The following is a 14,467-nucleotide window of genomic DNA, read 5'->3' as shown; positions in this document are numbered from 1 at the left end:
TCACTTATCATTACCTCACAGCTGCCAGTAAGCAAATGGCATGAAGTGATTGGTGAAAAAACCATTGCCGACGCAATATTGGATAGGATTGTTCATGATGCCAACCGTATTGAACTCAAGGGAGAATCAATGCGGAAGAAAAGGGTGCCTGTGCAAGAAAATAGCTTCCAATAAAAAACAACTTTAAATAACTACTTTTGTTAACGCTTCTATAGCATTTGCAACGTTCGTTCGCCAGCAAATTAGGTGGTCAGTTTGCCACGGAATCACATGGTCAGTTTCTCCGAAATATACACTTTGACATCATAACCATAGGCATCAGTAAACTGGCGGAAGGTCAAATTGTTCTGGCGATCTCTTTCCTTTTCGGTATCCAGTTGCATCCAGGCTTTGTAAGGCGTACCCTCCCTGCTCAAAAGGTCATCACGATAAACCGACCTGCCTTGTACCAAGTTAGCGGCCTGCTCTTTTGAAAATCCCTTTCCATGATCCAGCCAAAAAGTCTGTGGCAATGGTGGAGAATAAAATTCACGCTTGAAATCCCTAGAAACATAATTGATCTTGCCCTCTTCCATATTGGCAAGCATCGACTTGTTTGCGGCATCTTTTCCCACTGCAAGTTCGCTGTTGCCTTTCTGCTGTTTAAAAAAGTCGATGGCCTCGGCAACATTTTCCAGTTTCTTGACGATGTTCTTTCCTTCCTCGGTTTTGGTAATCACCATATACTTTTGCCCTTCTTCTAACGGTTTAAGTTGGTTATGTACGGCCTCCAACCTGTTGAGGTAATAATAATCAGATTGCCCAGACTGCTTAAAGTGTAGGGTAATATCAACCTGACCTCTGCTTGCCTTTGTCTCATCGTAAAGCTTAAAGGCAGGATCATCGTTTTTCATGTGCTCTTCCATCTTGGCAATCAGCGGATCGCTAAAGCCCAGTAATGGAAATATCAAATACCTTACCTTTGGCTATCATTTTATTGAACAGGTTTTTCAAAGCGAGTATAGTATTGGCTAGCAATACTCCTGCATTATCTCCTTGGTGCATGATTGATGGAATGTTCCAGTAACGATCCTCGCACTTAATATATTCAATGTCGTCAGGAATAATTAGATCGTCTCCCAGTCGCTGTGGAGCTTTTTTCATTTCAAGAATTGGAAAATCAACACATTTAAACTTTTGGTTGCCATCTGACATAATATCAAAAGCGTCAACATACCTACCCTCGCGTAGATCATTTACTTTAAAGTATGAGACTAATATTTTAAGTCCCTCTTTTTCCGTGATACTAAAAGGTACTAATTTATCCATCAAATCAAGCTGAGCTTTTTTTGGCGAACGAAGTTTTTCAATTTCCTCCTTGAAACCAAAATATTCATAGATTAATGAATTACCTCTTAAAAATAGGGTTACCAAAGATTTCCATTTGTGAATTGGAAGCTTTTTATTTACTTTGAACAATTTCTTATAGGCAGAGTTCTTCCCATATTCCTTGAAATTTTTCGCTGTTCTTTCCACCATATCTTCGAAAGGGTATGTTCTGATTGCGCCATCGAAATGATCAAAATCTTCTATTGTTTCATTATAGATCGAATGAACATACCTGCAATGAAAAACTGCTTCCTCTTCCATTGGAGCCTCTTGATCGCTGATTTCTTCCAATTGAAAGGTATACAGATTATAATATTTCTTCACAAAAAAACCTGACCGTTTCCGATCAGGTCTAACTAACTCTTTTATATAAGCTTTTGAATCAGGTAATTGTTTTTTCTACGAATAAAATCTTCTCTATCTATTTTTGGGTTCAATACCCAATACCTCGGGAGTTAGCCTGATTTCTTCGTCAATGGCTTTTCCACTTAAATCGGCTTTTTAAGGGAAGACTATATAGATCAGGCATAACCAGCATGACTACCATAAAAATATGAAGGATACGTAAAAGGTCTAGGGCTTTACATCGATGCATTGGCAAAACTGAAAAGGTATGTTTGGAAGGCTTTTGCAGACCGAAAATGAGCGTAGAAAAACACCGTGAGTACCTAACAGAAATCAGTGATTTTAATTAAAGCACCATGTTTCGCGGGCGCTCAGTAAGCAGAGAATAGTGCTATAGTTTATATGATTTTTTTTAACGTAACTTTTATTGATTTACTCAAACTACTGTTTTCCAAGTTCTTTTAAATCATTATTATTGACCTTTCGTGAAAGCCGTTTGACACGGAAATCTTTTCCAAAAGAATAAAAGGCACTGATTTTAAAGGCTCTGTTATTAAATCGAGTTTCCGAAATCTGATATATTCCACTTGATGTGGTAGTATTCTTTCTTGTCAATCCCAAGCTGTTGGTGATATCTGAAGCAATCACATTGATCGAAAAATTCTTATCAAATGTTTTGTTGACCGAAGCCTCAATTACATTAACACCATATATTGTTCCCTGAGGAGTCAATTTTGGAGAAGCATACATGACTGAAGCATCGAGGTTATATCCTTTTCCGAGATTTAGGTTCAATGTTCCATCCAGAGAATATGTATATCCAGAAGTAGAGACTTCCAACAATCTATCGTAGTTGTTTACTTTATTCATAAAGGTACTTAAGCTCATTGAAAATTTTTCAGTAAAATCATAGCTGATTGAAGTTCCGACCGTGTAAGCTGTTTTAGAACCTATATTCTGATATTGTGTAATAAGAATGTCTTGCGAGGGATATACGTAAGACTGTATTAAGTCAACTTCAGTGTTGTATCGTAAGGACGTCAAAATAAACATATTTCTGAACCTCTTACTATGAGTTAACTCTATAGCGTTGCCAAATTCGGGTCTTAGATTGGCATTTCCCACTAATATATTGTTAGGGTCTCTGGTGTCGACGAATGGATTTATGTAACCCACGCCAGGCCTAGCTATATTTCTTGAGTAATTAAGTTTTAAACGGCCAAATTGCTTCCAACTCTTTGACAATGCAATGCTTGGGAAAAAATTTAGGAAATTCTGATCAATGGATGTGCTAGTACCTTGGGTATTGAGTCTTGTCGATTCAAGCCTTCCACCCAGCAAGAAAGACATAAAGCCAAGGTTTGCATTATATGAAGCATATGCTGCTTCTATTTTTTGCAAATAGTCAACTTCGCCTGCTAAGCCCCCTCCTGGTCCAATACCATTTTTATCATTCTCGTCTACCAAATAGGCATACGTACTTAGGCTTTTTCTCCGGATAAATTTGACCCCTGCATCAAAATTTTTTTTTGAGTCAACTGGAAGATTGTAATCAACCTGAGCAATGAATTCATCCGAATATATATTATTTATGTTATTATTGTTGATAGAGGAGGTTATTTGGTCTATCACCTGCTCTAAACTTTCATTATTCTTTTTATAATAACCGGTTGTGGTGAGAGAATGATCCAGTTTTTTTTTTGAAAGCACGTGTTTATATTCTGCTATTAGCCTATAATTATCGTAAGCATTTCCAGAAGTGCTGTTAATAGTTGAGGGCAATACTGTAGATGTTGTTATATAATCCGTAGTACTCTGCCTATTTATTTTGGATCTGTTAACACCAACCGAAAAGTTGATTGTATTCAAAGTATCCAAGTTAAAAAGAAAGTTTGTTGTTAATGCATGAGAGCTAAAATCATTAGTTCTTTTACCGATCTGTTTATCAATAATATTATCCTTGAAGGTTGTAATAAGATTATAATCACCTAGGTACAAATAAGATGAATAATCATAATAGGCATCCAAGCTGACTTTGCCAGATTTTACTCTTGCTGAAACACCGGTACCAAAAATATCTCTAGTTCCAATTCTAGCATATACATCACCATTATAACCGTCTATCAGATTTTTCATAGTGATAATATTGATTACCGAACTATATCCTTCCGCATCGTATTTTGGAAGTGCGATAGAGATAACTTCAATAGACTTGATGCTACTGGCAGGAAGTGATTTGATGTAAGATAAGTCATAAGACCTTCCATTCACCAATATTTTGGGATCGGATTTCCCTAGAACTTTAACGTCACCTCCTGGTGTTACTGACAGTCCGTTAATTCTTTTCAAAACATCTGTAGAACGTGATCCATTCGTAAATTTATTTTGATCAATTATAAAGACATCCTTGTCAATGTACTGCCTAAAATTAGCGCCTTCAACCTTAACCTCATTCAGATCGATTACTTTTGCAGATAGTAAAATAGTCCCTACATCCTTTGACTTTTCAGAAACTGAGACCACAATCGAATTAATAATTTTGCTGTTATATCCGTAAGCTGAAAATTCAAGCTGATAACTGCCATCAGCAAGTTCTCCAAAAATGAACCTACCCTCATTGTTAACAATGCCCAACGCAACAAAACCCGTTTTGGTCTTGATAGAGATTGTTGCATGTTCAATAGGCTTACCGGACACGGAATCCACTACTATTCCAATAATCTTAAATTTTTCTAACTTCTGCCCAAATAGTGATAACGACGAAACAATAAATAATATAAAAATGGCAATTTTACCCATTGCTTTGCTTCTTACTAAAATAGTACCCAGTATAACTAATGATTGTGAAAGCAACGTTGAATACAATGTGTGTTTCATAGCTCATCTTCCCAAGTATCCCACCGCAAGAACATGGTACTTCTACATAAAATGTATTTAAAACGATAAGGTAAAGGGAAAAACCAAACATGATTCCAAAACCCGCTAAAAAAGACAAAGTTCTGTATTTATAGAACAGCAGCCCAAGCGCTATCAGTAATTCCGTCATTGGGATGGTTATTGCAGTCATTACTGTAAGAACATCAGGAATTAGCGGAGATTTGTCCAGCTGAATAACAAAAACCTGGAAGGTCGATAATTTTACTATTCCTGCATAGAACATTAGTATGAACATTAGTGCTGCTAATATATGAACGGTATAATTTTTGGAGCCCAGATTATTACAACTGATAGATAAGTATTTTTTTTCCATAAAGTGCGTATAGCTTATTGTTGTTTACGGTGAAATCATATAATTTGTTTTTTTCAAAATCAGGAACTGTGATGCTGTGCTTGTACTGAAGACTATTACAATCATAGACATCAATAACACTAATTCTGTTAGATATATCATCTTTTTTACTCTTTACTGAAGAATTTATGTAAAGTAGGCCATTATCAGAACTACCACTTCTATTATTGGTTTTAACTGTTTCCTTTAGAGAATAAGACCCCTCACGTTCGGAAACAACTTTTGGCGGAATTGCGTTTCTGTCTAACGTACTACCTTTCATAAAAAGTTGTCCATTGGGAGTGAAACTATATATTGAGCTCAAAAAATAATTGATATAAAAAACTTTGTCACTTCCATATACAAAAAAACCATCACTTTGTAGCCCACCATCATTTCTTTTTTTCAAAATATTAGGCAGTTGTAAGTTTCTATCTGATCCAAGAACAAAAGTTGTAAATACGTCATTGAGACCCAGTTCATCAAGGTTTTCCTTTACAAGAGCGATGGTGTCGCCCAAAATCGCAGCTCTAGTAAATAGCTTTTCCCTTTTGTAGCTATTTAACACTTTACCGCTGTTCAAGTCAATAAATTCTATTACTTTTCTGCGTGGCTTGAAAAGAAATATACCATTTTGAATTGCTTTAAACCCTATGACAATATCCTTTATACTACTCCCATAAAACAAAAAATTGGTCTGACCGCTGTAATCAAGTGTATGAATTTTATAGTTATCCTCATCATGAAGTAGCAAACCATTAGAATATTTTTCTATTTTAATAGGCGCATAACCTATCATGATAGTATCAACGACAGATGTAAGATTGTGAATTTTTCTTGTAAAATCATATTTAGAATTATCGTTTTTCTTGCTAAAATAGAGTAACGTAGCAATCAAAGCAGTGATTCCTAAAATTAAAATGAGAGGTCGATATTTAATCATTTTTTGAAAAGGTTATTTTGAGTTTAAAAAAAAATTGAAAGGGGTATTCCCCCTTTCAATGTGTTAAGATTTATTCAAGTACGAATGTCTTTCAATTCATCCTTGCATAAATGATAGTTTTACCTTTTGTAAAAAGGATCTCCTGTTTTTGCGTCCTTACAGCAAAGTGTTCCAGATCCAGGACATTCTGAAGAGCTACATGGAACTGCGCCATCATCGATGATTTCACCGGTATTACCAGTAGTCGCAACAGCTACGCCAAAGCTAAAAAAGCTTGCAAATAAAAATAAAGTTAATTTTTTCATTTTAATTTTAATTAGGTTAAAAGGTTATTTAATTATTTGAATTTAATATTAGTGTGTTTTAGGATCTATTTTATTATAGCAACTAGTCAAATTATTATATGAAAGCTCATTATTGCATTCTTAAACTTCTTATGGAATAATTTTGCTATAATACTTCAATTCATAAATTCATGCAAATACTTCATAAGCCTAATCTGTGTTGACATAGTTTTTCATCATTCTCTTTTTTAAACATAACTTATGAAGATATTGATATAAGATAGCTTCATGTAATCTTTGTTCTTGACTGAAACGTCTATTGACATGTAAGTGAATCAAGTCTGCTAAAAGTTTTTCTCGCATTTTTATTGGACATGCATAAAGAATCTTGTCAAATAGACAAATTATTATTTTTAATGATTTTTTTTTTACAGAAAACTTCTTAGTAAATTCTCCATATGCAGCATTAATAACTTTAAATTGCCCTCTATCAAAATTCATCTCTTTTGCAAACATGTCTGCCATGCGTCCAAAATACAAAACTAGTTCTTCAAGATCAGTAAATAACCTCTGACTGAGCTTCAGTATAAAATCAACAATTCGTTCATATCGTTGCTCAACAGACTTTGAGATATCTAAAAGTGCCAGATTACTATCTAAAAAGAAAAATTGTTCAATCATATCAATTCTTTTCAGTCCATAACGTGAAATTTCCCGTTCGTAACTCTTAATTAATATTTTCTTCAACTGTCCATGACCATTACTACGGTCCAACACCTGGCATAGGCCTTGTAAGATAATATGTAGCTGATTAGGATCCCTCAACTTAAATCGAAGGCGCAAATGGTCTTCGGGATTATTATAATGAATAAAGAACCATTTACTTATCAATTGACCTTGACTTTTTACCAATATTCTCACTTCATCGTTCAAAAAGTCTCGCATTGCTAGAGGATGCATATAGAGTTCGATATATAACCACTCGCTTCCAGGCATTTTCAAATCACGTTGAAAATCTGTGTCATCATCTGAAGGAGACTTAGAATAAACTAAACCTCGATGTTCAAAATCAACGATGAACTGTGCATGATAAGTGTTTCCCTTATCATCTCCTACCGTTCCAGACCGTTCGATTAACCCTTCACTTAAATAAAGTGGACTAGCCTGTTGTTTTTGGTACCGATGTAAAAAAATAATATCTGTTTCACATTGAGGGTCAACAATTAAAACTTGATCACCATTACCAATCCTAAGCAAATGATCAAACCGCTTATTTAAAAGCCAATTACGCAAATCTGTCAAGGAATCAAACCTTGGCAACAACCATTTTTTTGGGTTGATGATGCAATTGCCATAAGTAACCCTGGGATAGCTGTCCAAGTGTGGAAAAAAATTTTGGAGGTCAAAGCTAAGATTGCTAGAAAGGCCTTGATGTTGAAGGTCGCTTAAAAACCTAAAATGAACCAGATCCGATCGATGATAATTGTAAGCGCTGGCAATACGGGGAACTAGCCTTTTGCCTGTTAAGCGATGTTGCAGCATCACTTGATCATCATAGATACGTACTAAAATATCCTCCATCTGCAAGCTTTCGTCAGCAGTTGACCAAGTACCAAGGCAGAGTTCTATGGGATAAATATGGGCTCGCCTATTTACATTGTCTATTTTTCCTTCAAAAGCGTAAGCAACGTCAAAGAAAAGCACATCTGGATTAGATAGCTGTTCTAATTCTGCTAATTTTCTGGCATATGCCAAATATTCGTCAATTCTTGTAAACCTACCCAGAATTCCATTAGCGGTAGATCCACCCGCTTTGTATATTACTGGTTTGCCATTGTATATTTCAAGCTGCATACTGAAAGTATTTGGAAGTTTTGGGTTCGGTGTTAATGGTGAATTTACCTTGTAGCTTGCTAAATTAATTTCCTCTCCACTTATGAGCTTATTGAGTAAAAATAACTGGAAATCTGCTAATTCAACCATAGAGTGTACTTCTTTTTGAGGTTTGAGCAATGCTGTGAGAGACGAGTCTACGCAATAGTTGGAATTTCCATATCCAATACCTAATAACCCATCCAAAACTAATGGCAATGGTACTGATTGTTGTTCCCACCGTTGAAGAAATTCAAGCTTAAATTTATCAAGATCCATATTGCTAACTACTGGTAATAACCGAGCTATGAATTCAATATATTTTTGGGAAGACTTGATATAAACTTCTGGTAAGCTACCCTTTATATGACGGCGACTACTTATAGAGTAATCAGGCAATTTAATTTTAGGTCTCAGTTTCAATCGGTCAAAAAAATCTTCTCCAGTGATGTTTGGTTGAAGTTCAGAATATAATGCCTGTAATTCAATTAATTGAGAAATCAGCCCTCTACTTTCCATTTCAGTATAGCTAAGTTTATCTTTTAATAATTGAGTAATTTCTCCTATTGATACTTTGCTTTTACACAAGGTAATGACTTGGTCAATCTCTTCCCAAGCTGGTATAGCGGTCAGTTCAAAGCCAGCGGCATCGCAATATAGATAACGAAATTCAAACTTATTCTTATAGATAGTTGGATTTCGAGATATTATAGTATTTAGACTATAGTGAGAGAAACTAAGAACTTTCCCTCTAGCGGACCAATCAAACCAACGATGGCAATGAGCTAATTCACTTAATACAATATAATGTTCATCTCCCTTTTGATTATCAATCATTGTCACAGAAGCAAATTCCCCAAAAGGTGTTGGCCTGTATCTACATCGATTAAAATACTTCCAAATTGTAAAACGCAGTTTTTCTGACAGATCTGCTATTGCAGGTTCGTTAATATGTGCGATCTGTTGATAAAATTCAGGGGAACTTTCTGCAATCAATAACTTTAGATTTGGCCAAGCCAGTTCTAAAGTACTAGACAATGCAAATACTGGTGTTCTACACACCGCTCGATTGGTAATTGTTATGTTCATAATGATATATCTATTAAATCATCTTAATATATCATTAATATAAAACCTTGCAAATATCAATTTTGCCTATTTATGTTTCAATTCTTAACATCAGGCAAGAGCAATAAAACTTCGATATAATTATTTAGATATCATACAAAAACAATCTAGTTTTAAAATACATTCCCTGTTGTTCGTAGGTGAATATGTGATATTTACCATAAGTTAATTCCAATCTAGATATCATATTCCTAAGACCTGTATTTAGATGTCCATGTTCATACAACTTTCCGCTTTTGGAAATATTGCTGGTACAAAACTCCAAACCATTTACATTACCTTTTACAATGATTTCTCCAGGATGTTCTTTGTTACTCAAATCCCCATGCTTGAACAAGTTTTCTACCAGTGTAAGAAGGATAACTGGGGGTATTAAAATATCTTTTCGATCTAGTTCGATTCTATAGGTAATATGTAAGCTATTATTAAACCGCAATTGATTTATCCTAATGATATTTTCTAATTGCTTAAGCTCCTGTTCAAGATCAATAAATCCTTCACTGCCATTGCTCTTTTCCATGGCAAAAGTCATAATTTCCGAAAGCCTGATGATGGCCTCATCAGCTTGATCCGGTTGATTTTTGGCTGCATATTTTACAAAATTCAAGGTATTAAATAGCAGGTGTGGATTAATCTGAGAGCGTAGAAAATCCATTTGTGATTTGGCAAGTTCAAGTTTCAGTCGGTCCATTTCAATAGCTTCTCGCATTTGTTGCTTTATTTTGCCAACATATGATATTAAAAAATAATATCCAGTTGAGAAAAGAATAAAAAGCAATCCGCGCCAGATTATCGAAATATAGACTTGCCAATCAAATATCAGGGGCTCTTTTCGTGCGTTGAGTTCATGAAGAAGATGGCTAAACAACGCAGACATGCCAACATATACTCCAACCTCCAATATCAGCAAAAATGGGAAACGTAAAAGTGTTGCTGGAACACTCCTAAATGAATTCTGCATTACAAAAAAGGTATGGGAATAAAATAAAATAATATTAAGAAAATAGAAAAAAAGATAATACAAAAAATGACTATATCTTCCAGATAAGGCTCTGGATACCAAAACCTCATAAGAGATATAAATAATCCAGCACAAAATATGCACCTTAATCAGCCTACTATTCTCTTTTATAGTTTTCATATAATATTTTGGATGGTTACTATAATAAAAATGCGCATGAATTTCAGATGTGATATTCTTGGTTTCAATTTAAAAGACAAAACCATGGATACTAAAGAAAAGAAATTCAAAATTGCTAGAAGAACACTCATCTCATACTCAAAAAGCAATTCGGTAAAACTGCATTCCGAAACTGACCCAACTACAGCCACCATCACAACGATAACATTGACGGGAATCTTTAATAGCATAAAAAATTAAGTAATCAGGAATTCAAGGTGCGTTTCCTAAGAAATTCGTGAAACGCATCTCTGTATTTCTCACCAATATTTAATGCTCCACCATCATTCATTTTGATTACGTTGCCATCAACCCTATCCATAAAATCTAAGTTTATGATAGAGGATTTAGAAATTCTAAAAAAATTACACTTCTTTTTTAATATATCTTCAAGTTTTTTTAAGCCTACATAGGTAATTTCATCTCCCTTTTGAGTAAAAATTTTAACATAATTCAGCATAGCTTCGATACGGATAACATCGCTGAACGCTAATTTAATAAAAGCATTCTTATGACTACCCTTAATAAAAATAAGATCTTGGTTACTGTTTCCCTTGATATTTCTTATGCTTAGAGTTATTTCTGATATCTTTGAAACAAAAGCTTCAATACCAACGGGTTTTAAAAGATACCCAATCGCATTAACTGCAAATGCCTCAATTGCAAAATTTCTATGGGCAGTGACATAAATCAAATTACTGCAATATGCCTTTAGAATCTTAGCCGCAGCTATTCCATTTATTAAAGGCATATCAATATCGGAAAAGATGATATCAACAATTTGGCCTTCGTTTAAAAATCTCACGGCATCATTTACATTGTAAAAAGAACCCAAAAGGCCAATTCCTGGAGTTCTCATAATTAAATCTTCCAACTCACTTATAGCGTGTGGCTCATCATCTATTATTATGCATCGAATCTCCATCTAATAGCTTAAAATCATTCACAAGTATAATAAATAATTTCATCACTAGATACTGTTTAAAGATATTAAAGACTTGATATATTTAGAACTTTCTACAGATGCTGAAGAATTTATTTATGTAACGAGTAGAATGGATAATACTGCCAAAGATCAGATATATGATTTAGCCTACAAATATCTGGATGATAGAAAACAATAGATAATAATTAAGCCTGATCGTTTCCGATCAGGTCTAAATCTCAAAACACTATTTTTTACTTAGCGTTCTTCTTTTCTGTAACTTCTTTTCTGATTTCTGTCGCCAGTACTTTCAAATCCTGCATCGCTTTTCTCACTCTGGTACCTGCTGCTCCATTGTTGGAATTATAGAATTTTCCCGCATCTGTTTCGATATCGGAGATTAGCTGTTTTACTTTTTCAAATTTTTCCATTATAATAATCTGTTTTTTATGTTGTGAATTAATTAGTTCTTCTAGTTCTTCCTAAAGCGAATATATAATTTTCTGCTTAAACTCCCATCCCTTGGCCTTGGGCTACTTCCTTGTCCTTGCTCTGTTCCATTTTCTTGGTGAATGTATTGCTCATTTCTAGCCCAGTTTCTTTTTGGAACTGTTCTCTTTTTTCGGGCTTTCCGTTTTCTGCATAGAAGTTCAGTTTGCCGTAACGTACAGCCGTCTCCAGATACATCTTGGTTTCCTGCCCATCTTTTTCAACAGTTACCAGCGGACGGTTACCATTTATCAATGCTGTTTCCAAAGCTTCTGCCTTTTTGGGATCAGCCATTTCTTTGATCTTGTAATCATCCAAAAGGGCTTTGACATCATAACCGTAGGCATTGGTAAACTGGCGAAAGGTTAGGTTGTTCTGGCGGTCTCTTTCCTTTTCGGTATCCAATTGCATCCAGGCCTTATAAGGATTACCTTCTCTGCTCAAAAGATCATCACGATATACAGCTCTTCCCTGAACCAGGTTCGCAGCTTGTTCCTTGGTAAATCCCTTACCATGATCCAGCCAAAAAGTTTGTGGCAATGGTGGAGAGTAAAATTCACGATTGAAATCCTTTGCAACGTAATTGACCTTGCCCTCTTCCATATTGGCGAGCATGGACTTGTTTGCCGCATCCTTGCCAACAGCAAGTTGACTGTTGCCGCTCTGCTTTTTGAAAAAATCTATTGCCTCGGCAACATTTTCCAGTTTTTTAACGATGTTTTTTCCTTCATCTGTCTTGGTGATCACCATATACTTCTGTCCCTCTTCTAAGGGTTTACTCTGGTTATGTACCGCTTCCAGTCTATTCAGATAATAGTAATCTGACTGCCCAGACTGTTTAAAGTGCAGCGTGATATCGACTTGCCCACGATTTGCCTTAACCTGGTCGTACAGTTTAAAGGTAGGATCGTCATTTTTCATATGCTCTTCCATTTTGGCGATCAGCGGAGTGCTAAAGCCCAGTTTTTTCATCTCATCCCTGAGATTTTCCAGATTGTTCAAATTCATATCTTTTATTGTTTTTAATGATGTTTCCTTATTATTATTTAGGTCAATTTCTTTTGATTGAAGTTTATCCAGTTCTTTCAGATCGTAGATCATGGTACCAATAGGTACAGCTTCATGCCAGTTCCATATCTGCTGATACTCTTTAGCAAAATCAATTGCTTCACTTTCGTCCGTAAAGCAGTGCAAGTCATATTTTGAGGTAATGGGATTATCTGTATCATACACTACCCATTGGCGGCTTTGGGCTTTCTCCTGTTCTAAATATTCGATCAAGCCACTCGCCATTTCTAGATCTTTGATCAATTGCGTCATAATTTCACTGGTTTAATTACCACGCATCATCTTGAACTAAGTTGGTTATTCCGTAAAAGAACAGAATATCCACTTTTTAGCTTCACTTTGATGTTTCTCACTTTTTTACTGACCAATTGCCTTGCCGCATCTATTCCGGCACCTGCAACCTGCGTGGCAACTGACTGGTCAAAACCTCCAAACCCTATGCTTCTTACAGCATTATCGGTTCCGTTATTTAATGCTCCGGTCAGCAGGGCTTCTGGTGCATCGATACCAATCATTCCATCCAGGCTATAGACCGAAAGGTCAACTGGAATGATGGAAGTGCCCAGCCTGATATTTTTGATATCGAGCAATAGGCGCTGGTTGGTAATCCTGCAGGCACCAAATAGTTCCTGCCCCTTGGGAATAAGCATCCCGTTTATGCGAAGGGTATCCTGCAACCTGATTTTTATGGTTGCGCCCTGAACGGCCTTTTGGTTATCGACTATGATTGCAGGTGTCGCCCTGAACTGGCTGTCTGGACTGAGCGATTGTGTAAATTGCATACGCTGGGTGATGCGTTCGGGGTGCTGTATATCCAAGATATTCTGCATCATTGTATTAAGCTGTGCCATTTCCGGGTCTTCGTATTTATTATCCTGCATCGTCTTCATCAGAGCTTCCAGCCTGTCTACATCATTTTTGATATTGGAGGGCTGAGCCTTTGCTACAGTTTTCGGTTGCCCATATACAGGTTCGGGTTTATTGATTTCCCTGTTCAGGGCTTCCAGTTTCTCGTTGATCTGTTTGGTCTGTTCATCTTGGGAACCAGCTTTTCTTTTGAGATCTGAAAACCCAAGCTGTCCTGCAATGCCAGCAATTCCGTTATCTTCCTTATTTGAAGAGTTGCGGTCTGCCTGCTGGTAGTAATCGGCTTTTGTTTTTGGCGTATCGGTTGAAAAGGAAGCATTGGGCAGGTTGGTATTGATACCCGCCGATGGTTTTGACAGCAATTCATCGCCCCTACCACCACCCATTGCGTAAAATCCCAATGCCATAAAGGGAACGATCAGGATGGGGATAAAAAGCAGTACCCTGCGTTTGTCTCTGTTAAGTTCTGTTTTCATTTTATTGATTTTAGATTGAATAAATCGGGTTAATTGTATGCACCAAATGCACTCGTCAGCAAATAGAGCAGATAGCTTCCAAACACAGTACAGAAAATAATCAGTCCATAAAGTAGGGAGGAACCTGAAGCATGCCTTGTTTTAATGTTGAGGTAATCTGCCAGTTTTCTCTGCCTTTGGTTCACATAGTTTGCAATATGATCGGTAAGTGTTTCTTCCGAAAACCTATGGTTTCTTTTTTTGAATAGTGCCAT

At 36.0% G+C, this 14,467-nt stretch carries 14 protein-coding genes; 1 reads left to right on the top strand and 13 read right to left on the bottom strand.

All coding sequences use genetic code 11. The annotated features are described in order from the left end of the window. On the top strand, nt 1-174 hold a 174-nt coding region (locus FA045_RS11505; protein WP_169305030.1), incomplete at its 5' end, for an ATP-binding protein. Nucleotides 175-266: 92 nt separating this feature from the next. On the opposite strand, the gene FA045_RS11500 is transcribed toward FA045_RS11505, so the two are convergent. The 13 genes from FA045_RS11500 to FA045_RS18965 form a co-directional block, all read right to left on the bottom strand. Beyond that, on the bottom strand, nt 267-950 hold the full coding sequence (locus tag FA045_RS11500; protein WP_136877220.1) for a hypothetical protein: 684 nt from the start codon (nt 948-950) through the stop codon (nt 267-269). Beyond that, on the bottom strand, nt 925-1,659 hold the full coding sequence (locus FA045_RS11495; protein WP_136877219.1) for a hypothetical protein: 735 nt from the start codon (nt 1,657-1,659) through the stop codon (nt 925-927). The genes FA045_RS11500 and FA045_RS11495 overlap by 26 nt, the downstream gene beginning before the upstream one ends. A gap of 495 nt (nt 1,660-2,154) precedes the next feature. After that, nucleotides 2,155-4,512, bottom strand: coding sequence for an outer membrane beta-barrel family protein (locus FA045_RS11490; protein WP_169305050.1), 2,358 nt, complete (start codon nt 4,510-4,512; stop codon nt 2,155-2,157). After that, the gene (locus FA045_RS11485) at nt 4,505-4,963 is read right to left on the bottom strand and encodes a MauE/DoxX family redox-associated membrane protein (protein WP_136877217.1); all 459 of its coding nucleotides are present in this window, start codon (nt 4,961-4,963) and stop codon (nt 4,505-4,507) included. Before FA045_RS11485 ends, FA045_RS11490 begins: the two co-directional genes overlap by 8 nt. Continuing rightward, nucleotides 4,932-5,924, bottom strand: a complete 993-nt coding sequence (locus FA045_RS11480) for a hypothetical protein (RefSeq protein ID WP_136877216.1) — start codon at nt 5,922-5,924, stop codon at nt 4,932-4,934. The genes FA045_RS11485 and FA045_RS11480 overlap by 32 nt, the downstream gene beginning before the upstream one ends. 119 nt (nt 5,925-6,043) lie before the next feature. Beyond that, entirely contained in the window at nt 6,044-6,229 is a 186-nt protein-coding gene (locus FA045_RS11475; protein ID WP_136877215.1) for a hypothetical protein, read from the bottom strand. 189 nt (nt 6,230-6,418) lie between these two features. Beyond that, complete coding sequence (locus FA045_RS11470) at nt 6,419-9,169, bottom strand: thiopeptide-type bacteriocin biosynthesis protein (RefSeq protein WP_136877214.1); 2,751 nt, start codon at nt 9,167-9,169, stop codon at nt 6,419-6,421. Between the two features lie 124 nt (nt 9,170-9,293). After that, on the bottom strand, nt 9,294-10,349 hold the full coding sequence (locus FA045_RS11465; RefSeq protein ID WP_136877213.1) for a sensor histidine kinase: 1,056 nt from the start codon (nt 10,347-10,349) through the stop codon (nt 9,294-9,296). Between the two features lie 244 nt (nt 10,350-10,593). Next, nucleotides 10,594-11,313 carry a LytR/AlgR family response regulator transcription factor gene (locus FA045_RS11460; protein WP_136877212.1) on the bottom strand — a complete coding sequence of 240 codons (720 nt, stop codon included), beginning with the start codon at nt 11,311-11,313 and terminating at the stop codon, nt 10,594-10,596. A gap of 254 nt (nt 11,314-11,567) precedes the next feature. Then, nucleotides 11,568-11,744: a histone H1 gene (locus tag FA045_RS11455; protein WP_136877211.1), complete on the bottom strand. Its 177-nt coding sequence runs from the start codon at nt 11,742-11,744 to the stop codon at nt 11,568-11,570. 76 nt (nt 11,745-11,820) lie between these two features. Next, nucleotides 11,821-13,122 carry a hypothetical protein gene (locus FA045_RS11450; protein ID WP_136877210.1) on the bottom strand — a complete coding sequence of 434 codons (1,302 nt, stop codon included), beginning with the start codon at nt 13,120-13,122 and terminating at the stop codon, nt 11,821-11,823. Between the two features lie 26 nt (nt 13,123-13,148). Next, nucleotides 13,149-14,213, bottom strand: a complete 1,065-nt coding sequence (gene traM / locus FA045_RS11445) for a conjugative transposon protein TraM (protein ID WP_136877209.1) — start codon at nt 14,211-14,213, stop codon at nt 13,149-13,151. A 29-nt stretch (nt 14,214-14,242) separates the two neighbouring features. Continuing rightward, nucleotides 14,243-14,467 (bottom strand): hypothetical protein, encoded by a 225-nt coding sequence (locus tag FA045_RS18965; protein ID WP_205943138.1) that lies wholly within the window; start codon nt 14,465-14,467, stop codon nt 14,243-14,245.

The sequence above is a fragment of the Pedobacter cryotolerans genome (genome assembly GCF_005116475.1).
Lineage (GTDB): Bacteria > Bacteroidota > Bacteroidia > Sphingobacteriales > Sphingobacteriaceae > Pedobacter > Pedobacter cryotolerans.
The sequence above is the reverse complement of the archived record's forward strand: the minus strand, read 5'-3'. Positions and strand labels throughout refer to the sequence as shown.